The sequence below is a fragment of the Pseudonocardia endophytica genome (genome assembly GCF_004339565.1).
GTDB lineage: Bacteria > Actinomycetota > Actinomycetes > Mycobacteriales > Pseudonocardiaceae > Pseudonocardia > Pseudonocardia endophytica.
Window position 1 is genome coordinate 3,288,442 of record NZ_SMFZ01000001.1, and the last position, 24,632, is coordinate 3,313,073.

Genomic DNA, 24,632 nt, shown 5'->3' on the forward strand with positions numbered 1-24,632 from the left:
CACTGCCCGTCGTGCCTCTCCCCCACGGCTCGCGTCGTAGATCGAACGGGCCGACTCCCGGCGATGCTGACGCTGACGTACCCGGGCGACTGGGTGATCGTCGCTCCGAACGCCGAGACGGTGAAGCGGCATTTCGCTGTACTGGCCAAGCGCTACGAACGCGCCTGGGGCGAGCCGCTGATCGGGCCGTGGAAGCTGGAGTTCCAGCGCCGGGGCGCCCCGCACTTCCACATCTCGACCACTCCCCCGATGGGCTTCGTGAGCATCACGGACCCGCAGACGAAGAAGCCACGCCGTGCAGACTTCCGCACCTGGCTCTCTCTGACCTGGGCCGAGATCGTCCAGCACCCCGACCCTTAACAGCGACGCCGCCACCGACTTGCCGGCACCGGGGTGGACTACGCCGAGGGAATCAAGCTCACCGACCCGAGGCGGATGGCGATCTACTTCGCCAAGTACGGCACGAGCGGCGGGAAGGAGTACCAGCACCAGGTCCCGCGCGAGTGGTGCACAACCGTCCTGGTCTGCGACGGCTGCGGCAGCGAGTACGACGACCGCGACGAATGTCCCGATTGCGGGTCGGTCGAGGCCGAGCTCGTCGAGCACGGGACCGGGCCAGGCCGGTTCTGGGGCTACCGCGGCCTTGCTCCCGTCCTGGCGATCCGCCAGGTCAGCCCTGATATCGGCGTCCAAGCCGGTCGACTCCTCCGGCGTTGGTATCGGGCGAAGCGGCTCACCAAGACGGTCATCGTCGAACGTGTGGAGCGGTCGACGGGTCGGATCTACACGCGGCAGACCCGGACCCGAAAGCAGCTGTTCAAGCACAGTCGTGGGTTCGCGACGGTGAACGACGGACCAGCGTTCGCCGCACACCTCGCGCGCAATCTCTCGCCGACCACGTCCTAGCGACCGCCTCGGTGGCGCCACCACTGGAACCGCTGGAGGCTCCCTCCGAAGGTCCGAGTGGCAAGTCGCCTGCTCACGCGACGTCAACACATAGCTACACAAATGTGATGAGGCACCGGCATCCGGCGTAACGCCGCGTCGCTCGTCGGCCGATGCCTGTACGACAGTCGAACGCAAACGACGACGCCCGACGGAGGCAAAGACTTGAGCATCAGCGACCGCGTCTACGAGCTGGCCAGCAAGGTCCGCCAGCAGAAGGACGCCATCGAGACCGAGGAGGCCACGAAGAACGCGTTCGTCATGCCGTTCATCGGCACGGTCCTGGGCTACGACGTCTTCAACCCCTCCGAGGTTATCCCGGAGTTCACGGCCGATGTCGGCGTCAAGCGCGGCGAGAAGATCGACTACGCGCTGGTGCACGGCGGCCAAGTCCAGATCCTCGTCGAAGCCAAGAAGGTCACTGATCCGCTGCGGATCGAGCACTCGTCCCAGCTGTTCCGGTACTTCTCCGTCACCAACGCGCGCGTTGCCGTCCTGACCAACGGCGAGACCTACGAGTTCTACACAGACCTCGACGCGCCCAACAAGATGGACGACAAGCCGTTCCTGGTCCTGGACCTGGGCGCGGTCGACTCCACTCTGCTGCCCGAGCTGGCGAAGCTCACCAAGGAGTCCTTCGACCTCGACTCCGTCCTCAACGCTGCCGGCGAACTGAAGTACATCGGACAGATCAAGCGCATCCTCGCCGCCGAGTTCAAGAACCCGAGCACCGAGTGGGTCCGTTACTTCGCCTCGCGCGTGTATGACAAGAACATCACCCCCAAGGTCCGTGAGCAGTTCGAGGCCCTGGTGCCGAAGGCCGCGACGCTGTTCCTCAACGAACAGGTCAACGACCGTCTCAAGACCGCTCTGGGAGACGGGGCCGCTCAGATAGAGAGCACTCCCGTCAGCGAGCGAGTTGCGGCGAGCGGCCCACAGGTCGCCCCGGCGGGCACCGACCTCGAAGAGGCCACGGAGTCGCAGACGAAGCTGGTCGTGACCACCGACGAGGAGGTCGAAGGCTTCCAGATCGTCCGCGCCATCGTCTGCAGCGAGGTCAACGTCGACCGAGTCGCCGGACGCGACACCCAGACCTACTTCGGCGTCCTGCTCGACGACAACAATCGCAAGCCCATCGCCCGGCTGTGGTTCAACCGCGGCAAGAAGTACCTCGGCGTCTTCGACGAGAACAAGAACGAGAAGCGGCTCCCGATCGAGGCTCCGCAGGACATCTACAACCACGCCGACGTGCTGCGGAAGACAGTCGCGGCCTACCTCGCACGCGAGGGCGCGTAAGGCTGCTGGTGCATTACCCGCCGTTGAAGGGGCAGTGATCCACGGGCCGACCGTCATGTACCTGCGCCCGGTGTTCGTGTGGCATCCCGTCGACCTGGGAAACGCCCCAACCGCTCGGCGGCCCGGGGGCGGCCCTCGACGCAACCGCCGGCCGAACTCGTCCAGCTCCGCCCCCGGGACGGCGTGTGGTAGCCCTCGGGGAGGTCGTCGGGATGCCACACCCCGGCCATCCCGGAGACAGCCCGCCCGGCGAGGGCAAACTACATCTCGGAGGTTCCTCTTGTACGTGAGCTCCCTACACGTAAAGCATTTCCGGCACCTACGTGATATTTCCATCGGTCCATTTGCTGAGCCGACCCAACAGTCCGACGTGTTAGCTTTTGCCGGGCCTAATGGTGGAGGTAAGAGCTCACTCCTTGAGCTAGTTAGCTTCGCGCTCGCCAATCCATGGGGGCACCAATGGGCAGCATCGCGAACCTTTGGGGAATATTCGTTCGAAATTGCATTCCGCATCACTGATGAGGAACTGCAGTTGATTAAGCAGAGTGGCAATGCTCATATCTCGGACCGAGTCCTAGAAGCACTCGAGGCTGGTCGTGAAATTTTCGTTGGGCACAACTTTCCCGATGGCGAATATTCGAAGGAGATGGACTTCTACAACGAAGTCTTCTCGGTCGTAACTAGTATTCTACGGCATCAGGCCCAGCGCAACATGGGATTCTTCCTACGCGCGGATCGGAATTACCCGAACAGGGGATTTGCTCGCGAGAACATCTTCAACTTCAAGCAGCTTCGACAGAAGACACACCTTTGGTCGTTCGCATTTAATTTGCCGGATGCGCAATATGCGGACATGTATGACTACCTTGTACAGCAACGCTGGCACCATATGCGTGATCTAGGGGCATACTATTACAAAGAGGAGCGAATTGGAGATCCGCCCGCTGATCCGCTGATTCCGTATGACGAGCTTCTTCAGAGACTATTCCCCGGATACAAGTTCGGGGACCTTGAGGAAGAGATCCCGACCAACCTGTACGTCGAGCTGCCGACCGGAGACGTAGTCCCATTTAACGACTTGAGCGGCGGAGAGAAGGAAGTATTCTTCGTCCTGTCATTCTTCCTTCGACGCAATGTCTCGAACGCCATAATTCTTGTCGACGAGCCAGAGTTGCACCTTCATCCCGAACTAGCACGCAAGCTCGTCCAGCAAATGAAAAGGATCCGACCAGGAAATCAGGTCTGGTTAGCCACTCACAACCCCGAGGTAATCGATGAAGCTGGCCGCGACAGGACCTTCTACGTGTCGCGCAAAGAGTCGGCCGATGGCTCACTAATCGGCGGGGTACAGTTAGGCACCAATGAAGGTGAGGCCGAGAAGAACCTGAGAAGTCTCTTTGGCTACTCAGGATACATTGGAGTGGCTCGCCGCCTGGTCTTCTTGGAAGGCCAAGACTCAAGCGCCGACCGCAAGCTCCTAACGGCCCTCTTCCCAGAGGCCGGATCAGAAATAAAATTCATACCAGCTGGCGGTGTCGATACTCTATACCGAATCAACTCTGCAACCCTGTCCATTCTCGAGGCGGAATTCGGTGTGGTCAGATACTATCTGATTCGCGACCATGACTACCTGGACGACAACTTCATAACCGCATACCACAGTCGCGCCGCAGGCAGGATTCGAGTCCTAAAGCGGTACCACATCGAGAACTACCTGTTAGACGACGAAGCAATCTCCCACGTTCTGGCAGACACGTACAACAAGACGATCACGCCGGCCCAAGTGAGACAATCACTAAATGCGTGCGCACGAGCGATGTCTGGCGAAGTTGCGACACAAATGACAGCATTTCGCCTCAACCTTGCGCTGCAGCCCCAAGATTTCTCACAGGGAAAGTTCATGAGTGGAACGTCTCTAGTTGACTCCGCAGGCCTGATGGATCCGAGCGTTCTCGCCACCATCAGTGGGCGTTTTGATACGACTGCCCAAACTGTTCGAAATCACGTTTCGTCGACTCTAGAGCCGGTGAACGTTTCTCAGATAGTGACAGACTGTGCGTCATCGGTTGCGGGGGCAGTCAACGATGACTCATGGCGTTCGCTGTTCCCAGGGCGCGCTCTGCTTGAAGCATTCTGCAAACGTGAGGCGATCGGAGAGCCGATTGTGCTACAGAACTGTGTAATTAAGGCTCTTGGATCCGGCATTGGACGAATAGACGCAGAGCTTGGCGATATCGTCCGAACCATCCAATCAGATGGAGAGTTATAGCTACTTCCAGTTAGAGCGGTCCTCGCCCAATCGGCCTAAGGACGGTAGGGTGTTCGATCAAACAAGTGCTGTGTGTTCGAGCTGGGCGCTGCATCGAGAGCTGAGCCGCTGGATATCGAGCAGTGCTAGTTCGGACGACGGTGAACCGAGATAAGATACGAGATACCGGGTTGAGACGGAGTGAAGTCATCACCCTGAATCGTCGTTAGGACCGAGGATTCTAAATGCTCACTCACGTGCTCAAACATTTCGGCAGAACCAACCCCGACTACGGCGACTCGGAAGTTGAGACTTGGGAGCAGGACTATGAGGTCTTGCGCGACGGCGCCAGGTAGATTCCCAATGATCACGTCGGCGTGTAGCTGGGTGTGTCGGAGAAAGTGCGATGCCGTCGACGTTAAGGACTGACGCGTAACTAGGCGCGTTCCTGCGCAATATTGAGATTAGCCGCTCGTCCAACTCAACTAATGTGAGACTGGCGCACCATGGGATCCTACGAGCGACCGTTCCCGCGCCAGCACCGATCTCGATGACCGTGTCAGTATCACGGATATCCGCAGCATCAAAGATAAAACTGAAGCTTGGCGGGATTCGTCAGGAAGTACTGATCTTTGGCCGGCCGGAGAGCGCAGCGAGGTCATGCTCCAGCACGGTGCGATCATACCGGCTCGAGATCGTCAGCCATGCTGTCGTTTAGATCCACCGCTCTCGCAAGCAGGTCAGCCGGGATGCGGCGGCCCTGACTTCTGAGATCGGCGACGGTCGACGAGATCAGTACCCGGTGCGTCCAGACGCGACTTGGATCGCGAGCGGTGACAGCTCCGCGAGGCGTGATGTTGCTCCTGGGCGTGCCTGAGCGTGCCGTGATGGGGCTCATGGGTTGGTCGAACAGCGCGATGGCCGCCCGCTACCAACGCATCACTGGAGCTGTTCAGCGCGATGTGGCTTCGCGTGTCGGTTCCCTGCTATTCGGAGAGGAATGACAGCATCATGCCGGATTCCCTAGTCACTCCCAGGACCACGGCCGCCACGCCTCGTCTTCATATGCCCCTCGATCTTCTTCAGGGTGCCCGCGATCTCCTTGATCTTCGCGTCTGGCGCTCCGGAGGAAGTAGCGATCGTCATGTCGTGGAACAACTGGGTGTCGAGATGGAAGACGTCCCGATAGCTACGTCCCGACGTGTCCTCGTAGACCAGTCGGACGGTGACCTGATCGGGCAGGGGCTCGAAATTGACGAAAATTCCATCGGGCCCGGGCCGACCGGAGTAGTAGATGTTCTCCAGCTCCATGCCGGGCGTCAGTGTCGCGATCTTGCGCGAGTAGCGCCGCTTCAAGAACGGCGTAACGCTCTGGCTCGCGATCTCCGGCGAGGGGTCGGGCAGCAGGGGCTGGAAAGTCACCCAGACGTTCTTCGCGATCGATGGTCCGTAGTTCTTGACGACGAGCTTCAGCGAGCCTTGGACGTACGGCACGATCCTGAGTTCGGCCGCCAGCATGGGCCGGCTTCGTGCGGTGCTATCCCGACGTGCCTGCCGAAGCGTCCGAACACCACTGAACGCAGCAACGACGCCCGCTCCCGCCGCGACGCAAGCCGCTCCGGCCGCGATCGACGCCGGGTCCACGAGTGGGGCCTCCTGTGCTCCGACGCGGCTCTGAGCGCCACGTCTGAGACTAGAACTGGGACTAAGACGGCGACGCCGGGCGCTCCCTCGGCGGGAGGCCCGGCGTTTCCGCTGGATATGGCGGTGGCGGTGGGATTTGAACCCACGGAGGGCGTGAACCCTCACGCGCTTTCGAGGCGCGCTCCTTCGGCCGCTCGGACACGCCACCGCCGACAAGGCTAACGGACGGGGTACCCGCTTCACGGCCCGGGGGGCGCCCCGCGGTGTCCGTGCTCGTTCCGCACGCGCTCCTCTCGGTGATCAGCGAAGAACGACTCCATCAGCGCGGCCGCCTCCGGCGCGCACACCCCGCCGACGACCTCCGGACGATGCGTGAGTCGCCGGTCGCGCAGCACGTCCCACAGCGAGCCGGCCGCTCCGGTCTTCGGTTCCCACGCGCCGAACACGACGCGCGCGACCCGTGCCAGGCCGATCGCGCCGGCGCACATCGTGCAGGGTTCGACGGTCACGGCGAGTGTCGAGCCCTCCAGGCGCCACTCCCCCGCCGCGGCGGCCGCCGCGCGCAGCGCGAGCACCTCGGCGTGCGCGGTCGGGTCGCCGAGCGCCTCACGAGCGTTGCACGCCACGGCGAGCTCCGTGCCGTCCGCGGCGAGCACGACGGCGCCGATCGGCACGTCCCCGGTGCGCGTCGCATCGCGGGCGACGTCCAGGGCGCGCCGGACGGCGGCCTCGTCGGCCGGTGTCGGGAGCACTGCCGTCAGCGGCCGACGGCCTCGTCGAGCGGATCGGCGAACCCGAGACGGCGGGCGATCGTGTCCAGCTGCTCGTCCGGCCAGAGCTCGAGGTCCCCGACGAGGATCTCCAGCTCGTCGGCCGCCATGCCGAAGTCGGACAGGATCCCCATGTCGCCTTCCGGCCATGGGTCGTCCAGCGCGTCGTCGTCCGGGGGCAGCTCGACCCGCAGCAGGTCCAGCACGTCCGCCGCCACGTCGTAGTCCAGCGCGGCCACCGCGTCGGAGATCAGCAGCCGGACGCCGCCGGGCGCGGGGCGCAGCAGGACGAAGAACTCGTCGTCGACGTCCAGCAGCCCGATCACGGCACCGGGTGATCGCAGCCCGCGCAGCGCCGTGATGGCCGCGTCCAGGTCGACGAGTGCCTCCGGATCCATCCGGACACAGCGCCACCTTCCCTCCTCCCGGATCGCGGCGACCGCGAATCCGGGCAGGGCGGCGTCACGCGTATCCCGCGCGGCCTCGACGCTCTGCGTTGGCACGTGCTCCACGGTACGCACACGGGGCAGTGTGGTCCACGCCACAACCGGGTATTGCCGGTCACACTGCACCATCGTCGCCATGGCGATCTCCGAAGCGGCCCTCGACGCCGTCCCCGGCGACCTCCTGACGCGCGCGCGGGCACTCCAACCGGCCACCGTCCGGCTCCGCCGTGCGCTGCACCGCCGTCCGGAGGTCGGGATGGACCTGCCGCGCACCCAGGACCAGATCGTGCGCGCGTTGTCCGACCTCCCGGTCACGCTCCACCGGGGACGGTCCTGCAGCTCGGTCGTCGGCGTGCTGGAGGGCGACCGGCCCGGCCCGACGGTGCTGCTGCGCGGCGACATGGACGCGCTCCCGCTGACCGAGGACACCGGGCTCGCGTTCCGGTCCGAGGTGGACGGCGCCATGCACGCCTGCGGGCACGACACGCACGTCGCGATGCTGGCCTCCGCCGCGCGGCTGCTCGCCGAGGACCGCGAGCAGCTGGCCGGGCGCGTGCTGCTGATGTTCCAGCCGGGCGAGGAGGGGTTCCACGGAGCCAGGGCGATGCTCGACGACGGCCTGCTCGAGACGGAGGCGGGCGTCCCGGAAGCGGCGTTCGCGCTGCACGTCAGCGCCACCACCCCGTCCGGAGAGCTGCACCACCGGCCAGGGCCGATGATGGCCGCGGCCGACGTCCTGCGCGTCCGCGTGACCGGGCGGGGCGGGCACGCGTCGGCCCCGCAGAACGCGCTCGACCCGGTCCCGGCCGCGGCGGCGATGGTCGGTGCGCTGCAGACGGCCGTGACCCGGCGGGTGGCCCCGCACGACCAGGCCGTCCTGACCGTCTCGCGCATCACCGCGGGCACCACCGACAACGTGATCCCGGAGACGGCGGAGCTCGAGGGCACGATGCGAACGCTGTCCGAGCCGGTACGGGCGTTGCTGCGCACCGAGATCACGCGGGTCTGCGAGCACACCGCGCTCGCACACGGCTGCACGGCCGAGGTCACGATCGTCCCGGGCTACCCCGTCACCGTGAACGACGACGGCGCGTCGGCCGACCTGGCCCGCGTCGGTGCCCGGGTGCTCGGGGCCGCGCGGTGCGTGGACATGCCGAGCCCGCTGATGGGGGCCGAGGACTTCGCCTACGTGCTCGGCCGGGTCCCCGGCGCGCTCGCGTTCGTCGGGGCGCGCCCGGACGGCCTCGACCCGGACACGGCGCCGCCGAACCACTCCAACCGCGTCGTGTTCGACGAGTCCGCGATGGCGTCCGGAGTCGCGGTGCACGTCGGGATCGCGCGTGCGGTGCTGGCGCGATGATCTCCCTGACCTCGCTGGTGCACGACCTGCGCGCCAAGCGGATCACGCCGGTCGAGCACGTCGAGGACGTGCTGGAGCGTCTGGCGGGCGACCGGTGCAACGCCGTGATCGAGCTGGACGCGGACCGGGCGCTGCGCCGCGCGGCCGAGCTGACGGCGGCACCGGAGCCGGTCGGCCCGCTGCACGGCGTCGCCGTCGGGATCAAGGACCTGATCGACGTCGCCGGCCTGCCGACCCGCTGCGGCTCGGCGATCCTGCGCGACGCCCCACCCGCAGGAGTGGACGCGCCGGTCGTCGCCCGGCTGCGGGCGGCGGGCGCCGTGATCGTCGGCAAGCTGCACACGCACGAGTTCGCCTACGGACCGATCGGCGACACGGCGGCGACCGGGCCGGCCCACAACCCGCACGACCTCACCCGGATCACCGGCGGCTCGTCGTCCGGGTCCGCGGCGGCCGTCGCGGCCGGGCACCTGGCGTTGGCGATCGGCACGGACACCGGGGCGAGCGTCCGCACCCCGGCCGCGCTCTGCGGGGTCGTCGGGTTCAAGCCGCGACGGGGTGTTCTCCCCGGAGAGGGCGTGTTCCCGCTGGCCGAGTCGTTCGACACGGTCGGGCTGCTGGCCGCGGACGCCGCGTCGGTCTCCTACGCATGGGACGCGGTACGAGGGCGCGCACCGGGCGGGTGGCGCCCGGCCGGTACGGGTCTGCACGGGCTGCGGGTCGGACTCCCGGACGATCCGTACTGGACCGCAGCGGATCCGGTGCTCGCGGACGCCGCCGGCGCGGCCGCCCGCGACCTGGAACGGGCCGGCGCCGAGATCGTCGCGGTGTCCACACCGGACGTCGCGGAGCTGGCGGCGACGTACCCGGTGATCGCCGGGGCGGAGGCCTACGCGACACACCGGGAGTGGTTCACGACCCGGCGCGACGAGTACCAGCAGGCCACCGGGCAGCGCCTGGCCGAGCAGGCCGACGCCCCCGCGCACCGCTACGTGGACGCGCAGCGCACCCGTCGTCGGCTCGGCGACCGCATGATCGCCCACGTCGGGGCGACCGCCGACCTGTTGCTCACCCCCACGACGCGCCTGCGCGCCACACCGATCGGTGTGTCCGAGGTGGACGGTCTCGGTGTCCGTCCCGCGATGCTGGGGCTGACCAGCCCGTTCAACGTGACCGACCGGCCCGCCGTGTCGGTCCCGGTCCCGGTTCCCGGGCTGCCGGCGGGCGTCCAGCTGGCCGGGATCACGGTCGGCGAGGACGCGGTGCTGGCCGCGGCGGCCGCCGTCGGAACGTCGTGATCCTGCCGACGGACGTTGCCCGCGGCGTCGCCGAGGGCCGGGTCACGCACGTGTTCCGCCGCTGGAAGCAAGCCCGTGTGCGGGCCGGGAGCACCGTGGTCACGGCGGCGGGCGTCGTCGAGATCACCGGCGTGGCGCAGGTGGAGACGATCACCGACGACGACGCGCGCGGTGCCGGGGCGTCCGATGCGGACGCCGTGCGGACGGCGTTCCGGGGCACCGACGAGGACCCGGTGTTCCGGATCGACCTGCGCTTCGTCGGCGCCGACCCGCGGGACGCGCTGAGCGCGACGCTCGATCCGTCCGAGGTGGACACGATCACCGCGAAGCTGGACCGCCTGGACCGGGCCGGCTCGCACGGCGCGTGGACGCGCACGACGCTGGAGGCCGTCGTCGCACATCCCGGGCTGCGGGCGGCCGACCTGGCCGCGCTGCTCGGCCGCGACCGGGACCCGTTCAAGCTCGACGTCCGCAAGCTGAAGAACCTGGGGCTGACGCACAGCCTTGAGGTCGGCTACCGGATCTCCCCGCGCGGCGCGGCGTACCTGGCCGCGACGGACCGGCGCCGTTGACGCCCGGCAGGTGAGCGGTGGTCTCGATCAGGACGCCGGAGCTGTCCGATCACGCTCCGACCGCTCTCCCGTCCTGGTCGACGGCGGTCCGGCTCCGGTGATCATGCGCTGCCGGTGGGTGACGAACCGGTCCGCTCTACCCTCGACGCCATGCGAGCGGTGTGCGTACTCGGGACCGGGCTGATCGGCGGGTCCCTGCTGCGGGCCGCGGCCCGCGCGGGCCGGACGGCGTGGGGCACGGCGGCGTCGGACACCACGGCGGCGGCCGCCGTCGCCGACGGGTTCGACGTCACGACCGACACCGACACGGCCCTGCGCCGCGCCGCGGATGCGGACGCCCTGGTGGTGATCGCGGTGCCGCTGACCGCGCTGGAGGGCACGCTCGCCCGGATCGACGCCGTCGCGCCGCAGTGTCGGCTGACCGATGCGATCAGCGTCAAGGTCGCCGTGGCCGACGCCGTCGCGGAACTCGCCCCGCAGGCCCGCTACGTCGGCGGGCACCCGATGGCGGGCACGGCCGAGTCCGGCTGGGCCGCGGGCGGTCCGGACCTGTTCGACGGCGCCGCCTGGGTGGTCACCGCCGACGACGGCCTGGATCTCGACGTCTGGCGCGACGTCGCGGAGCTCGCCTGGGAGTGCGGCTCCCGGGTGGTCCCGGCGGCCGCCGACGAGCACGACATGGCCGTCGCCCGGATCTCGCACCTCCCGCACCTGCTCGCCGCCGTGCTCGCCTCCGTCGGCGCCGGCGAGCAGGGCGACGACCTGGCGCTCTCGCTCGCGGCCGGATCGTTCGCGGACGGCACCCGGGTCGCCGGGACGCGCCCGGAGCTGGTGCTCGCGATGTGCGAGGGGAACCGTTCCGCGCTGCTGGCCGCCGTCGACGACGCGCTGGGCCGCCTCGGCGCGATGCGCGGCGCGCTGGCGTCCACCGGTGGATTGTCCGCCACCGTGCAGGGCGGCTACCAGGGCCGTCAGCGGTGGGCCGCGACCCGCGACCCGCTCGCCCTCGGCGTCGCGCTGGACGGCGACCCGGACGTGGTACTGGCCGAGCTGCGCGAGCTCGGGCGGCGCGGGGACGTGCTGGAGCCCTGGAAGGCCTGAGCTGGTGCCGTGTCGCGGAACGTTGGTGCCGGAATCGGCGGATCCAGGCGTTCGCAGGCAAGGCGCCGCCCGCAGCTCATACCGGGCGTCTTCGCAAGGGCGGCAACGCCGTCTGCGGGCGCCTGGGCCTCCGAGTTCGGTGCTGAACGTTCTGCGGCGCGGCACTAGACCCGGAGCGCGATGCCCGGGTAGTCGACGACCATCCCGTCGGGGTCGACGGTGATCTCGGCGGCGAAGTCGCCCGCGGAGAACCCGACGACGGCCGGCTCGGAGAGCGAGACGGTGCGGTAGGTCTGCTCGGTGACCTCGACGGTCAGCTCCGGCAGTGCGAGGAACACCATCGGCACGGTGTGCTCGGAGGACTCCCGGTGCAGGTCGAGCCTGCGGATCGGCAGCGCGTTGAAGACCGGGCTGAACGCGAGGTCGACGTCGAGCGCATCGCCGGCGTCGATCCGGGAGGCACCGGAACCCTCGTCGGCGAGCCAGACGCCGTCCTCGTTGCGGGTGATCGTGAGCTGCCGCTCGCGGTCCTCCCCCGCCGCGTCCACGACGAGCCGCTCCAGCGCGCCGGACGTGCCGACGACCAGGCGGTAGGAGGCGGTGAACACGCCGTTGTCGGTGGTGCGCACCATGCGGCCGACCGCGCGCATCCCGCCGCCGCCGAGCACGACGCGAGCCGCCTCCAGACCGGGTCCGGCCGGGTCGTCCGAGCGCCAGGTGGTCATCGTCGCCATGCGACCAGCCTGTCATGTGCCCCCGTGCTCACCCGTCCCGGACGACCTCGCCGGGGTCGACGTCGTCGCGCACGCCGCGGAACACCGGGGCCCGCAGCCGGTCCCCCGCCGTCCATCCGGTGTGCGCGATCTCGACGACCGTCTCCGGCACGCACCAGCGCGCCCCCGCCGCGTCGACACGCGGGACGACCTGCGCGAACGGCGACTCCGCCGACGACAGCGGGGCCAGGCGCTCGGCGAGCACCTGCTGCACGGCGTCCCCGGCCAGGCCGGAACCGGCACGTCCGGCGAACACGAGGTCGTCGCCGTCGTAGACACCGAGCAGGAGCGCTCCGATCCGGTTGCCGGACGTGCGCTCCGGGCGCCAGCCGCCGACCACACAGCTCTGCGACTGCCGGTGCGTGATCTTCACCCAGGACGGGCTGCGCCTGCCCGGCCGGTACGGGCCGTCCTCCCGCTTCGCGACGACGCCCTCCATCCCGCGCCGGCCCGTCACGTCGAGCAGCGCGGCGCCGTCCGGATAGAGCGGGGAGAACGCGACCGGGTCCAGCCCGGAGACGTCGAGACGTTCCAGCGTGGCCCGTCGCTCGGACAGCGGCCGGTCGAGCAGCTCGACGCCGTAGAGGCGCAGGACGTCGAACACCATGTACGTCACGGGGCGCGCGGCGGCGACGGCGGGCGTGACTGCCGTGTGCATCCGGTGCGCCAGCGCCGCGAAGCTGGGGACGCCACCCTCGAGCAGCACGACCTCGCCGTCGAGCAGCACGTCCGGCGCCAGGTCGGCCAGACCGGCCAGCTCGGGGAAGTTCGCCGTGACGTCGCGCCCGGTGCGGGTGGACAGCCGCAGACGGCCGTCGGCGACGTCGGCCAGCACGCGCATGCCGTCCCACTTGACCTCGAACACCCATCCCGGACCGGTCGGGAGGTCTCCGGGACTGGCGAGCATGGGCAACACGCCGTCATGCTGTCACCATGCGTGCAATCTGGAGCGGCGCCGTGTCGTTCGGGCTGGTCAGTGTCCCGATCAAGGTGTACTCCGCGACGACGAACCACGACGTGCGGTTCCACCAGGTGCACGGCGCCGACGGCGGCCGGATCCGGTACCGCCGGACGTGCGAGGTCTGTGACGAGGTCGTCGAGTACGCCGACATCGTCAAGGGCTACGACACGCCGGAGGGCGAGCTGATCACGCTCGACGACAACGACCTCAACTCGCTGCCGGTCTCCACCGGCCACGAGATCGACGTCATCGAGTTCGTGCCGTCGGACCAGATCGACCCGTTGCTGTTCGACAAGAGCTACTACCTCGAGCCGGAGACGAAGGCCGCCAAGCCCTACGCGCTGCTGCGCGAGGCGCTGAACGAGACCGACCGGATGGCCGTCGTCAAGGTCGCGCTGCGCCAGCGCGAGACGATCGCGCTGTTGCGGGTGCGCGGCAAGGCGATCGTTCTGCAGACGATGCTCTGGCCGGACGAGGTCCGCGAGCCCGACTTCGACATCCTGGAGACCGACGTCGAGCTGCGCCCGCAGGAGCTGCAGATGGCGTCGTCGCTGGTCGAGAGCATGGGTGCGGACTTCAACGCGGACGACTTCCACGACGACTACCGGGACGCCGTCGTCGAGCTCATCGAGTCCAAGAAGGAGCACGGCGACGCCCGCCCGGCCCCGGCCGCGGACAAGCGCGACGACGGAGCCGACTCGATGAGCGACCTGCTCTCCGCGCTGCAGGCCAGCGTGGACGCAGCACGGTCGTCCGGCGGGAGCAAGGGGAGGTCGAGCGGCTCGTCGTCCTCGAGCTCGTCGGGCAAGTCCTCGGATTCCGGCTCCGAGGACAGCGGTTCGAGCAGTGGTTCGAGCAGTGGTTCGAGCAGTGGTTCGAGCACCCGCAAGCGCAGCACGAGCACGAGCCGCTCGACGTCGAAGAAGACCGGGAGCGACGACAAGGCCACCGGCACCGATGGCGCGAAGACCACGACCCGCAAGCGGTCGACCCGCAAGACCGCCTGAGGGCTCCTACGGCCCGAAGTCGCTCTTCGACGGCGCCTCGTCCTTGGCGAGCGCACCCCACAGGCCTGCGGCACGGGTCTTGTCCCACCGCAGCGTCGAGCCGGCCCCTGCACCCGCGACCGGGACGGTGGTCTGCACGCCGTCCCCACCGGAGACGCCCTTCATCGCGAACGCCAGACCGGCCAGGTTCCAGATGTGGTCACCGGAGTCGACGGTGATCGTGCCGGTCAGCGAGTTCGCGAGCGGGACCATCCGGAACGGGTTGATCAGCGTGAGCGGGCTGGTCGCCTTCTGCAGCAGCGCGGACAGGAACTCGCGCTGGCGCTTGACCCGGTCGAAGTCCGAGCCGGGGGTTGCCCTGGTCCGCACGTAGCCGAGCGCGGTCTGCCCGTCGAGGTCCTGGCAGCCGGCCTGGACGTCCAGCCCCGCCTTCGGGTCCTTGATCGCCTCCGGGATGCACATGTTCACACCGCCGACGGCGTCGACCGCCCCGACGAAACCGCCGAACCCGACCTCGACGTAGTGGTCGATCTTCAGCCCGGTGGCGTTCTGCACGGTCTCGACGAGCAGCTGCGGGCCGCCGAACGCGTACGCCGCGTTGATCTTGTTGCTGCCCTTGCCCGGGATCGGGACGTACGAGTCGCGCGGGATCGAGACGAGCACGTCCCCGGAGCTGCCGCTGTGCAGCAACATGATCGTGTCGGTCCGCTGGCCCGCGGCGTCCCCGGTGGCCAGCCTCTCCTCGTCCTCGGCGGACAGGCCGTCGCGGCTGTCCGATCCGACGATCAGGTAGTTGGTGCCGTCCGAGCTGTTCTCGGTGTCGGCCAGCGCGTCCACCCGGGTCAGGTTGGCGTCCAGGTACACGCCGAATCCGACGACCGCCACCAGCAGGACGATCAGGATCGCCTTCCACCGGCCGCGCAGGAAGCGCAGGTTCAGGCTCGGACGCCGGAACTCCGGCATCCGCGTGACGCGCCCGTCGCGGGGCGCCTGCGACGCCGGGTGCGCCGGGGGTCCGTCCGGCCCGCGCGGCGGAGCCTGCCGCGTGTAGCCGCCATCCCGCGGCGGCGGCATGCCGCCTGCGGACCGCCCGGGCGGCGGCCTGCGCAGCGGGCCGCCACCGGGCCGGGGCGCTGGCGGTGGGAGCGGACCGCGCCGAGGGGGCGACGGCGGCGGAGCCGGAGGAGGCGGGGGCTGACGCGGCGGTCCGGCCGGAGGCGGTCCCGGACGCCGGGGAGGCTGGTTCGCCCAGCCGGGTCCGCGACCGCGCGGTGGGGGTGGCACGTGGCGCCTCCTGTCCCGGCCGGTCGGTGGCGCGGGGTCGGCGATGGCCGTCGCACCTGGTTCTCTGCACCCGACCATAGCGGGACGAAACGCGTCGGCGTCGGACGACGCCGATCCCCCGGCGGTCCGCGACGCGCGACGACCGGAGGATGATCGGCGGTGATGAACCCGGACGTGACACCCCCGCTGCTCGACCGGATCGACCTCGACGCACCGGGCGTGATCGAGCCCGCGGCGATCGTCCCGCGCATCGACGACATGCCGGACGCGGCGGTGATGTGCTGGTTCCCCGAGGTCGTCGACCGGATCGGGGCCACCGCGCAGGCGATCACGACGCTGCGCTCCGAGCTGGGCCGCACGCCGGTCTGGGAGGCGACGGCGCCGGACGGGTACCGGGTCGCCGTGCTGCAGCCGGGTATCGGCGCGCCGCTGGCCGCGATGTTCCTCGAGGAGCTGGTCGCGATGGGCGTGCGCGCGGTCGTCGGTGTCGGCGGGGCCGGCGCGCTGCTGCCGGAGCTGACGCTCGGGCACGCCGTCGTGCTCGGGAGCGCGCTGCGCGACGAGGGCACGTCGCTGCACTACCTCCCGCCGGGACGGGTCCTGGACGCCGACCCGGTCGGGGTCGACGTGCTGTCCTCGACGCTGGAGGCCGAGGGCGTGCCGTACGTGGTCGGCCGCTGCTGGACCACCGACGCCGTGTTCCGGGAGACCCAGGAGCGGGTCGCCCTGCGGCGTGGCGAGGGCTGCGCCGTCGTCGACATGGAGGCGTCCGCGGCGATCGCGGTCGCCCGCTACCGCGGCGTGCACTACGCGCAGCTGTTGCTCGCGGCGGACTCGCTCGCCGGCCCCGAGTGGCAGCACCGCGGCTGGACGACCGCCCGCGAGGCCCGGCAGGGCCTGTTCACGCTGGCGTTGACCGCGGCGGAGGCCCTCGCCCGTCGGTGACGCGATGATCGCGGTCTACCCTCCGCGACCATGCGTGTCCTCATCACCGGCGGGGCCGGCTTCATCGGGTCGCACGTCGCCGACCGGCTGACCTCCGACGGCCACGAGGTCCTGCTGCTCGACGCGCTGCTCCCGGCCGCGCACGGCGGTGACGGCCCGCCGGAGTGGGTGTCCGGGCACGAGCTGGTGCACGGCGACGTGCGCGACGCCGACCTGCTCCGACGGCTGCTGCCCGGCGTCGACGCCGTGTGCCACCAGGCCGCGATGGTCGGGCACGGCGTCGACCCGTCGGACGGCCCGGACTTCGCCGCGAACAACGACCTGGGCACGGCCGTGCTGCTCGCCGCGATGCACGAGACCGGACGTTCGCGGCTCGTGCTCGCCGGGTCGATGGTCGTCTACGGCGAGGGCCGCTACGACTGCGCGGAACACGGTGTCGTCCGTCCCGGGCCGCGCGCGTTCGCCGACATCGACGCCGGACGCTACGAGCCGACCTGCCCGTCGTGCGGGCGCGAGCTGACCTCGGGGTTGGTTCCGGAGTCGGCCCCGCCGGACCCGCGCAGCACCTACGCCGCGACGAAGCTCGCGCAGGAGCACCTGGCCGGCGCGTGGGCCCGGCAGACCGGCGGCACGGTCTGGTCGCTGCGCTACCACAACGTCTACGGCGCCCGGATGCCGCAGAACACCCCGTACGCGGGCGTCGCGTCGATCTTCCGGTCCGCGCTCGAGCGCGGCGAGGCACCCCGGGTGATGGAGGACGGACTCCAGCGCCGCGACTTCGTGCACGTCTCCGACGTCGCGGCGGCCAACGCGGCAGCGCTCGTCGCGGAGCCCGCGGACAACGGGTTCGGGGCGGCGAACGTCTGCTCCGGAGAGCCGCACACGATCCTGGACCTGGCCACCGAGCTGGCCGTCGCGACGGACGGGCCGGACCCCGAGGTGGTCGGCGGTGCCCGTCCGGGTGACGTCCGGCATGTGGTCGCCGACCCCGGATACGCCCGGCGTGCGCTGGGGTTCCGGGCCGCGACGTCGTTCGCCGACGGGGTCGCCGCGTTTGCGACCGCCCCACTCCGCTCCCCCGCACGGGTGAAAGCCTGAACCGGGTGCCGCTCGTTGGACGAACAACCCCTCGTCCTGACGAGCGGCACCGCACCGAGAGGCCCCTGATCGCGCCGTGCTCCCCGAGATCGTGCTCCCGTGCCTCGACGAGGCCGAGGCGCTCCCCGCAGTACTGAACAGGCTGCCCGAGGGCTGGCCGGTGCTCGTCGTGGACAACGGGTCGACCGACGACACTGCCGCAGTGGCCCGTGCGCACGGTGCCCGCGTGGTCGTCGAACCGAAGCGGGGCTACGGCGCCGCCGTCCACACCGGGCTGGTCAACGCGACCGCCGAGTACGTCGCGTTCCTCGACGGCGACGGCTCACTCGACCCTGGCGTGCTGCCCGGGATGGCCCGGAAGGTCGTCTCCGGCGACGTGGACATCGCGGTCGGACGCAGGCTCCCGGACAGCGCGGGCGTCTGGCCGTGGCACGCCCGCGCGGCGAACGCGGTGATCGCCGCGATGCTGCGCGGCCGCGGCGTCCCGGTGCACGACATCGCGCCGATCCGGGTGTGCCGCCGCCAGGCGCTGCTCGATCTCGCGATCGAGGACCGCGCGTTCGGCTACCCCCTGGAACTGCTGATCAAGGCGGGTGCCGCGGGCTGGCGCTTCGACGAGATCCCGGTCGCCTACGCCCGCCGTGCCGGCGGGAGGTCCAAGGTCTCCGGCTCCGTGAAGGGGACCGTGCGGGCCGCCCGTGACATGGCCGGGTTGCTGCGATGAGCGAGCGTGCGAGCGGATCATCGCTGCAGCGCCCGCGCGAGGCGCCTGCGCGGCGCCGGCGAGGTCGTGCCACGGGCGGCTGCACCGCCGTCGTGATCGTGCTCGCCAAGGCTCCGGTCCCCGGCCGGGTGAAGACCCGTCTCTGCCCACCGGCCACACCGGAACAGTCCGCCAGGGTGGCGTCCGCGGCGCTGCTCGACTCGCTGGACGCCGCACGCGCGGTACCGGGGGCACGGACCGTCGTCGCGTTCGCCGGTGACCTGTCCGCCGCCGTCGGGGAGCCTGAGCTGCGGGCCGCACTGACCGGCTGCGACGTCGTCGAACAGCGGGGGGACGGGCTCGGCGAGCGGATCGCCGCCGCGCACGCGGACACCGCCGCGCTGCACCCGGGGCTGCCCACCGTGCAGATCGGCATGGACACGCCGCAGGTCACGACGGCGCTGCTGACCGGGTGCCTGGATGCACTGTCCACGTCGGACTCGCTGCTGGGTCACGCGACGGACGGCGGATGGTGGGTGCTCGGCCTGAACGACCCGCGCCGGGCGTCCGTGCTGGCCGACGTGCCGATGTCCCGCACCGACACCGGAGACCTCACCCGGCAAGCGCTCGAGGCGTCCGGTCTGCGGGTCGCCGCCGTCGGAGAACTGACCGATGTGGACACGGCCGACGAGGCCGTCCTGGTCGCCGACGAGGCGCCGGACGGCCGGTTCGCCGCGGTCGTCGCGGAGCTGGGCGGCGTGTTCCGGGCGGGGACCCCGGCATGACCGGCACGATGGCGTCCTGGCGCGCGTTCGACGGCGCGCTGGCGGGCGGCTCGTCGCGGCTGCTGTTCTGCGACGGGTCGGAGATCGACCTGGACGTGCTGCGCTGGGGCGCGGCCGCGGCGGGCGACGACGCGTGGCTGGTCGACCGCTGCGCGGGCCCGACCGTCGACCTCGGCTGCGGTCCCGGACGTCTGGCCACCGCTCTCGCCGACCGCGGGGTGCCGGTGCTCGGGGTGGACGAGTCCGGTGTCGCGGCGATGCACTGCCACCGGCGGCGGGTCACGATGCTCTGCCAGGACCTGTTCGCGCCGCTTCCGACCGAGGGCGGCTGGTCGCACGTGCTGCTGGCCGACGGCAACATCGGCATCGGCGGCGAGCCCGCCCGGCTGCTGGAACGGGCGGCCCGCCTGATCGGGCCCGGCGGCACGGTGCTCGTCGAGGCGGACACCCGCGCCGATCTGATCTGGCAGGGCGAGGTCCGGGTGGCCAGCGGCGGCCTCGTCGGGGACCCGCTGCCGTGGGCCGTGGTCGGCGTCGACGTGCTGGCCGGTCTGGCCGCGGCCGTCGGGCTGGTCACGACCGGCCGGCATGCCGGTGCTCGCGCGTTCCTGGAGCTGACCAGGCCATGACCGCGGGGCCCGGGACCCGCCGCACGCCGTTCCGCTGGCGCAGCCCGATCCGGGGGCCGTGGCTGACGTCGATGTTCGCCCTGCCGCTGCTCGTGGGGCTGCCCGTCGTGATCGTCACCGGGCTGCTCGACTGGATGGCGTACGGGCCGCAGTTCGGCCAGTCGATCCCGTCCGACGTGGGACTCCTGCGGCTCCCGTTCTTCGAGTGGCCTGCCGACCCGCCGTGGCTGTTCCGGCTGACCGAGGGCCTGCACATCGGGCTCGGGATGATCCTCGTCCCGGTCGTGCTGGCCAAGCTCTGGTCGGTGATCCCGAAGCTGTTCACCGGCCCGCCGCGCGGCCCGGTGAAGGCGCTGGAGCGGCTCTCGCTCGTGCTGCTCGTCGGCGGGATCCTGTTCGAGATCGTCACCGGCCTGCTGAACGTCCAGTACGACTACGTCTTCGGGTTCAGCTTCTACCAGGCGCACTTCGTCGGTGCGTGGGTGTTCGTCGGCGCGTTCGCGGTGCACGTGATCCTCAAGTTCCCGACGCTCGTGCGGAGCCTCGGGTCCCGGTCGCTCGCGAAGGAGCTGCGGACACCGCTGTCCCGGACCGAGCCGGAACCGCCGGACGAGCACGGGCTCGTCGCACCCGACCCGGACCCCCCGACGATGACCCGACGAGGGGCGATCGGGCTGGTTGCCGGCGGTGCGCTGTTCGTCGCGGCGATCACGGCCGGGCAGACGCTCGGCGGCTGGCTGCGCCCGGCCGCGCTGCTGCTGCCACGGGGGCGGACGACGGCGGCGGACGGCTCGTCGCGCACGCCCGGCTTCCCGCCGGACGCCGTGCCGGGGCCGGAGAACGACTTCCCGGTGAACCGCACGTTCGTCGCGTCCGGGATCGCGCCGGCGGCGATCGGTCCGATGTGGGCGGTCACGCTGACCGGCGGGGACGGGGAGGTCCGGCTGGACTACGACCAGCTGAACGCGCTGCCGCAGCACACGGCCGAGCTGCCGATCGCGTGCGTCGAGGGCTGGTCGACGGTGCAGACGTGGTCCGGCGTCCGGCTGCGCGACCTGGCGGGGATGGCCGGTGTTCCGGAGCCCGCGTCGGCCGTCGTGCAGTCGGTGGAGGTCGGTCCGTTCGCCCGCGCCCAGCTGACGTCGTCGCAGGTCCTGGCGCCGGACTCGTTGCTGGCGGTGCGAGTCAACGGGAAGGCGTTGTCCCGTGACCACGGCTACCCGGCGCGCGTGATCGTCCCGGCGCTGCCGGGGGTGCACAACACGAAGTGGGTCGTGGGGATCGAGTTCCGCCGTGTCTAGCCGCGCCGCGTGGGCGGTGGCCCGGCTCGTGCTGCTCCTCGGCTGCTTCGCGCTCGCCGCCTACGCCGTCGACCTGCTGCTGCTCGGCGACCCGTCGCTGTTCTGGGTGGCGGTCTGGTTCGCCGGGGCGCTGTTCCTGCACGACCTGGTGCTGTTCCCGCTCTACGCCGGTGGCGACCGGATCCTCACGCTCGTGCTGCGGGCGCTGCCGAGCACCCGGGTCCCGTTGGTCAACCACATCCGGATCCCGGTGCTCGGGGCAGGCCTGTCGCTGCTGATGTTCCTGCCCGGGATCGTCCGCCAGGGCACCGCGACGAGCCTCGCCGCGGCCGGCCTCGACCAGGAGCCCTACCGGGAGCGGTGGGTGTGGCTCACCGTGGCGCTGTTCGCCGTGTCGGCCGTGGTCTGGGGGATCCGGACGCTGGTCTCACCAGGGCATGACGAGCAGGCTGTTGACGGCGATCGCGAGGACGGCCTGGACGGCCAGCCATCCGCGGACCTGCCGGCGGGGAATCATCCCGCACGCGAGGACGATCCAGACGCCGAACGGTAGCCAGATCCGTTCCACCTCGGCCTTGCTCATCCCGGACGCGTCGGCCAGCAGGACCGCGACGACGGCGGCCGCGACCAGCAGCGTCGCCCCGACCGGGACGGCGCGGGGGTGCATCGCCAGCCGCCGCAGCCCGGCGAGCACGGCGGGACCGAGCGCGAACAGCACGGCGGCCAGGTTGGCGTAGACGAAGTACTCGTAGGGCCGGTCCTGCGCGATGCTCGCCGCGTAGATGATCTGGACCTTCTCGAACCCGTCGAGCCACCAGAACCCGGCCGCCGTGAACGCCCCGACGACCAGCGCGCCCCCGGCGAGAGCGGGCAGGAGCACCCGCCAGCGACGTGTCACCGCGACCACGACCAGCGGGAACAGCCCGGCCAGGACGAGCCCGTATGACAGGTACAGCGAGAACACGAGCACCATCCCGCCACCGACCGCACAGGCGAGCGCGCGGGTCCCGTACCGGGTCGCGGCCAGCGCGACCAGCGCGACGCCCCAGGCCACGACGCCGGCGAACATGCCGTCCGCCGACACCCCGATCCACACCGCGCCCGGGAACAGCACGGCGAACGGCAGCGCGCGACGGGCCAGGTCCTCGCCGAGGTTCGTTCCGCCTGCGCTTCTCTCACCAGCGCCGAGCGCGCGCAGCGTGACCGCCGTCGCCGCGGCGGCGGACGCCCCGATCAGGATCACGAACAGCCCGGCGGGACCGCCGCCGGACAACCCGATCCGGTCCAGCACCACGAAGACGCCGAACGCGCCCGGCGGGTGGGCTCCGACGTGCGTCGTCCAGAAGAACGTCTGGTCCGGGTCCTGTCCCTTCGTGAGGATGTGGTCGGAGAAGATCGACAGCATCTGCCCGAGACCCGTCACCCGGGGCAGGTCGGACAGGTACTCCTGGCCCTCCTCGAGTCGGACGACGATCCCGTTCTGCCAGCCGTCGATCAGCGCCAGCGAGACGATCCACGCGAACGACGCCGCCCACGCCGCGAGCACCAGGCGCGACCAGCGCATCCGCGCCGCGAGCGTCGGGCCGTACGCGACGACCGCGACCGCGACGATCGGCGCCAGGACCGTGCCCGGCCCGACGTGCGGGATCCACCACGCCAGCAGCGGCGGGAAGAACACGAAGATGTTCTCGCCGCGGTCCAGCCGCGCCCAGCCCTCGAACGCGGCGACCAGCACGAGCGCGACGCCGGCGGCGACGATCAGCAGGTCGGGGATCGACGGGCGGCGGCCCTCCTCCCCGTCCCGTCTCTGCGGCTCGACGGCCTCGACGGCCTCGACGGCCTCGACGGGGGTGTTCGCCACGGTCGCGACGCTAGCGCCACGCCACGATCCGGCGATCTTGCGGTCCATGCCCTGGTGATCGGTGGCACACGCGCGGCGGTTCGACGGTTGACACACTGGAGGGATGAGCGGATCCACTCCTGCGACGACCGACGTGCTCGTCGTCGGGGCGGGCCCTGCCGGGTCCGCCGCCGCGGCGTGGGCGGCACGGCACGGGCTGGACGTGGTGCTCGCCGACGCGGCCGTCTTCCCCCGTGACAAGACCTGCGGTGACGGGCTCACCCCGCGCGCCATCGCCGAGCTGCAACACCTCGGTCTCGGTGAGTGGGTGCGGTCCCGCGGCACGAACCACGGCCTGCGCGCACACGGCTTCGGGCAGGTGCTGGAGCTGCGCTGGCCGGGTGGGTCGCTCCCGGCGAACGGCGGGGCCGTGGCCCGTGCCGAGCTGGACGACCGAATCCGTCGCACCGCACTGGAGGCGGGCGCCGTGCCGATGGAGTCGGCGAAGGCCGTCGACGTCGTGCGGGTCGGCGACCGCGTCGAGGAGGTGGTGTTCGACGACGGCCGGTCCGTCCGGTGCAGGCGCCTGGTCGTCGCCGACGGCGCCCGGTCCACGCTCGGGCGGGTGCTCGGTCGCGAGTGGCACAAGGAGACCGCCTACGGCGTCGCGGCCCGCGGGTACGTGGGTTCCGCGCACAGCGACGACCCGTGGATCAGCTCGCACCTGGAGCTGCGCGGCGAGGACGACGAGGTGCTGGCCGGCTACGGCTGGCTGTTCCCGCTGAACGACGGCTCGATCAACATCGGGGTCGGCACGCTGGCCACCGACAAGCGCCCCGCGTCGGTGCGGCTGCGCAGCCTGATCGAGCTCTACACCGACCAGCGCCGCGACGAGTGGAAGCTCGACGGGCCGGTGCGCGCCGTGAAGTCCGCGCTGCTGCCGATGGGCGGCGCCGTGTCCGGTGTCGCGGGCGCGAACTGGGCGCTGATCGGCGACGCGGCGGGCTGTGTGAACCCGCTGAACGGCGAGGGCATCGACTACGGCCTGGAGACCGGACGGCTGGTGGCCGAGCTGATGGCCGGCGAGCGGGACCTGTCGACGGCGTGGCCCGCGACCCTGCGCGGGCACTACGGCCAGGCGTTCTCGATCGCCCGCCGTCTGGCCGGGCTGCTGACGATCCCCCGCCTGCTGCCGCTGGCCGGGCCGGTCGGGATGCGTTCCCGGGCGCTGATGACCGTCGCGCTGCGGGTGATGGGCAACCTCGTCACCGACGCCGACCGGGACCTGACCGCGCGTGCGTGGCGGGCCGCAGGTCGTCTGTCGCTGCGCCTGGACGAGCGGCCGCCGTTCCCGGCCGCCGATCTGCGACGGGTGCCGGTCGGCTGACGCCCGGTCCGCCCGTCGGTCTCGCCGGTCACGGCGTCGGTGCCCCGATCCCCACCGGACACCTCGGCCCGCGGGGGCGCGGCCTCCTCGCCTCGGAACCCGGCTCGATGCGCGGGATCGGGAGGGCGGACGACGTCGCGACCGTCGTCGACGTGCTCGTTCCACCCACCCTGCCGGCCACCGTCCCCCGTGCCGGGCACGCGAGCACGGACACGCCGACCGGGTGACGCCCGAGAGGT

Annotated in this window: 24 protein-coding genes and 1 tRNA gene; 16 read left to right on the forward strand and 9 right to left on the reverse strand. The window is 70.7% G+C overall.

The annotated features are described in order from the left end of the window. The first annotated feature begins 63 nt into the window (after positions 1–63). From EV378_RS35870 to EV378_RS15145, 4 genes are all read left to right on the forward strand, one after another. The gene (locus EV378_RS35870; protein ID WP_207908673.1) at positions 64–360 is read left to right on the forward strand and encodes a rolling circle replication-associated protein; all 297 of its coding nucleotides are present in this window, start codon (positions 64–66) and stop codon (positions 358–360) included. Positions 361–393: 33 nt separating this feature from the next. Beyond that, positions 394–906: a hypothetical protein gene (locus EV378_RS35875; protein WP_207908674.1), complete on the forward strand. Its 513-nt coding sequence runs from the start codon at positions 394–396 to the stop codon at positions 904–906. Between the two features lie 204 nt (positions 907–1,110). Further along, complete coding sequence (locus EV378_RS15140) at positions 1,111–2,241, forward strand: type I restriction endonuclease (RefSeq protein WP_132425544.1); 1,131 nt, start codon at positions 1,111–1,113, stop codon at positions 2,239–2,241. 286 nt (positions 2,242–2,527) lie between these two features. Next, positions 2,528–4,510: an AAA family ATPase gene (locus EV378_RS15145; protein WP_165922297.1), complete on the forward strand. Its 1,983-nt coding sequence runs from the start codon at positions 2,528–2,530 to the stop codon at positions 4,508–4,510. A gap of 240 nt (positions 4,511–4,750) precedes the next feature. Here the strand turns inward: EV378_RS15145 and EV378_RS37070 are convergent, their stop codons facing one another. The 5 genes from EV378_RS37070 to EV378_RS15175 all read right to left on the reverse strand — a co-directional run bounded on the left by EV378_RS37070 (position 4,751) and on the right by EV378_RS15175 (position 7,406). Further along, on the reverse strand, positions 4,751–5,101 hold the full coding sequence (locus tag EV378_RS37070) for an rRNA adenine N-6-methyltransferase family protein (protein WP_132427937.1): 351 nt from the start codon (positions 5,099–5,101) through the stop codon (positions 4,751–4,753). A 411-nt stretch (positions 5,102–5,512) separates the two neighbouring features. After that, the gene (locus tag EV378_RS15160; RefSeq protein WP_132425550.1) at positions 5,513–6,133 is read right to left on the reverse strand and encodes a hypothetical protein; all 621 of its coding nucleotides are present in this window, start codon (positions 6,131–6,133) and stop codon (positions 5,513–5,515) included. 118 nt (positions 6,134–6,251) lie between these two features. Beyond that, positions 6,252–6,341, reverse strand: a tRNA-Ser gene (locus EV378_RS15165). Positions 6,342–6,372: 31 nt separating this feature from the next. After that, positions 6,373–6,885 (reverse strand): nucleoside deaminase, encoded by a 513-nt coding sequence (locus EV378_RS15170; protein WP_132425553.1) that lies wholly within the window; start codon positions 6,883–6,885, stop codon positions 6,373–6,375. A 5-nt stretch (positions 6,886–6,890) separates the two neighbouring features. Then, positions 6,891–7,406 carry a tRNA adenosine deaminase-associated protein gene (locus tag EV378_RS15175; protein ID WP_243653468.1) on the reverse strand — a complete coding sequence of 172 codons (516 nt, stop codon included), beginning with the start codon at positions 7,404–7,406 and terminating at the stop codon, positions 6,891–6,893. A gap of 79 nt (positions 7,407–7,485) precedes the next feature. On the opposite strand from EV378_RS15175, the gene EV378_RS15180 reads away from it, so the two are divergent. The 4 genes from EV378_RS15180 (at position 7,486) to EV378_RS15195 (ending at position 11,680) form a co-directional block, all read left to right on the forward strand. Continuing rightward, positions 7,486–8,709, forward strand: a complete 1,224-nt coding sequence (locus EV378_RS15180) for a M20 metallopeptidase family protein (protein ID WP_132425556.1) — start codon at positions 7,486–7,488, stop codon at positions 8,707–8,709. Then, positions 8,706–10,007, forward strand: a complete 1,302-nt coding sequence (locus EV378_RS15185) for an amidase (protein ID WP_132425559.1) — start codon at positions 8,706–8,708, stop codon at positions 10,005–10,007. Before EV378_RS15180 ends, EV378_RS15185 begins: the two co-directional genes overlap by 4 nt. Further along, complete coding sequence (locus EV378_RS15190; RefSeq protein ID WP_132425562.1) at positions 10,004–10,579, forward strand: hypothetical protein; 576 nt, start codon at positions 10,004–10,006, stop codon at positions 10,577–10,579. The genes EV378_RS15185 and EV378_RS15190 overlap by 4 nt, the downstream gene beginning before the upstream one ends. Before the next feature lie 150 nt (positions 10,580–10,729). Next, the gene (locus EV378_RS15195; protein WP_132425565.1) at positions 10,730–11,680 is read left to right on the forward strand and encodes a prephenate dehydrogenase; all 951 of its coding nucleotides are present in this window, start codon (positions 10,730–10,732) and stop codon (positions 11,678–11,680) included. Between the two features lie 164 nt (positions 11,681–11,844). On the opposite strand, the gene EV378_RS15200 is transcribed toward EV378_RS15195, so the two are convergent. Continuing rightward, positions 11,845–12,414, reverse strand: a complete 570-nt coding sequence (locus tag EV378_RS15200; protein WP_132425568.1) for a putative glycolipid-binding domain-containing protein — start codon at positions 12,412–12,414, stop codon at positions 11,845–11,847. A 28-nt stretch (positions 12,415–12,442) separates the two neighbouring features. Further along, the gene (ligD, locus tag EV378_RS15205; RefSeq protein ID WP_132427941.1) at positions 12,443–13,360 is read right to left on the reverse strand and encodes a non-homologous end-joining DNA ligase; all 918 of its coding nucleotides are present in this window, start codon (positions 13,358–13,360) and stop codon (positions 12,443–12,445) included. A gap of 26 nt (positions 13,361–13,386) precedes the next feature. Here ligD and ku point away from each other — a divergent pair, with 26 nt between their 5' ends. Continuing rightward, positions 13,387–14,421: a non-homologous end joining protein Ku gene (gene ku / locus EV378_RS15210; protein WP_132425571.1), complete on the forward strand. Its 1,035-nt coding sequence runs from the start codon at positions 13,387–13,389 to the stop codon at positions 14,419–14,421. A 6-nt stretch (positions 14,422–14,427) separates the two neighbouring features. On the opposite strand, the gene EV378_RS15215 is transcribed toward ku, so the two are convergent. Next, positions 14,428–15,495, reverse strand: coding sequence for an LCP family protein (locus EV378_RS15215; protein WP_243653469.1), 1,068 nt, complete (start codon positions 15,493–15,495; stop codon positions 14,428–14,430). 372 nt (positions 15,496–15,867) lie between these two features. On the opposite strand from EV378_RS15215, the gene EV378_RS15225 reads away from it, so the two are divergent. The 6 genes from EV378_RS15225 (at position 15,868) to EV378_RS15250 (ending at position 21,166) form a co-directional block, all read left to right on the forward strand. Next, complete coding sequence (locus EV378_RS15225) at positions 15,868–16,650, forward strand: nucleoside phosphorylase (protein WP_132425574.1); 783 nt, start codon at positions 15,868–15,870, stop codon at positions 16,648–16,650. A 30-nt stretch (positions 16,651–16,680) separates the two neighbouring features. Continuing rightward, a complete protein-coding gene (locus EV378_RS15230; protein ID WP_132425577.1) occupies positions 16,681–17,748 on the forward strand; it encodes an NAD-dependent epimerase/dehydratase family protein in 1,068 nt (355 codons plus the stop codon). 76 nt (positions 17,749–17,824) lie between these two features. Further along, positions 17,825–18,472 (forward strand): glycosyltransferase family 2 protein, encoded by a 648-nt coding sequence (locus EV378_RS15235; RefSeq protein ID WP_132425580.1) that lies wholly within the window; start codon positions 17,825–17,827, stop codon positions 18,470–18,472. Beyond that, complete coding sequence (locus EV378_RS15240; RefSeq protein ID WP_132425583.1) at positions 18,469–19,236, forward strand: TIGR04282 family arsenosugar biosynthesis glycosyltransferase; 768 nt, start codon at positions 18,469–18,471, stop codon at positions 19,234–19,236. The genes EV378_RS15235 and EV378_RS15240 overlap by 4 nt, the downstream gene beginning before the upstream one ends. Next, positions 19,233–19,865, forward strand: a complete 633-nt coding sequence (locus tag EV378_RS15245) for a class I SAM-dependent methyltransferase (protein ID WP_132425586.1) — start codon at positions 19,233–19,235, stop codon at positions 19,863–19,865. Before EV378_RS15240 ends, EV378_RS15245 begins: the two co-directional genes overlap by 4 nt. After that, positions 19,862–21,166 carry a molybdopterin-dependent oxidoreductase gene (locus EV378_RS15250; protein WP_132425589.1) on the forward strand — a complete coding sequence of 435 codons (1,305 nt, stop codon included), beginning with the start codon at positions 19,862–19,864 and terminating at the stop codon, positions 21,164–21,166. The genes EV378_RS15245 and EV378_RS15250 overlap by 4 nt, the downstream gene beginning before the upstream one ends. 427 nt (positions 21,167–21,593) lie before the next feature. On the opposite strand, the gene EV378_RS15260 is transcribed toward EV378_RS15250, so the two are convergent. Further along, positions 21,594–23,027, reverse strand: coding sequence for a hypothetical protein (locus tag EV378_RS15260; RefSeq protein WP_243653470.1), 1,434 nt, complete (start codon positions 23,025–23,027; stop codon positions 21,594–21,596). 103 nt (positions 23,028–23,130) lie between these two features. On the opposite strand from EV378_RS15260, the gene EV378_RS15265 reads away from it, so the two are divergent. Beyond that, a complete protein-coding gene (locus EV378_RS15265; RefSeq protein ID WP_132425592.1) occupies positions 23,131–24,393 on the forward strand; it encodes a geranylgeranyl reductase family protein in 1,263 nt (420 codons plus the stop codon). Positions 24,394–24,632 lie beyond the last annotated feature (239 nt).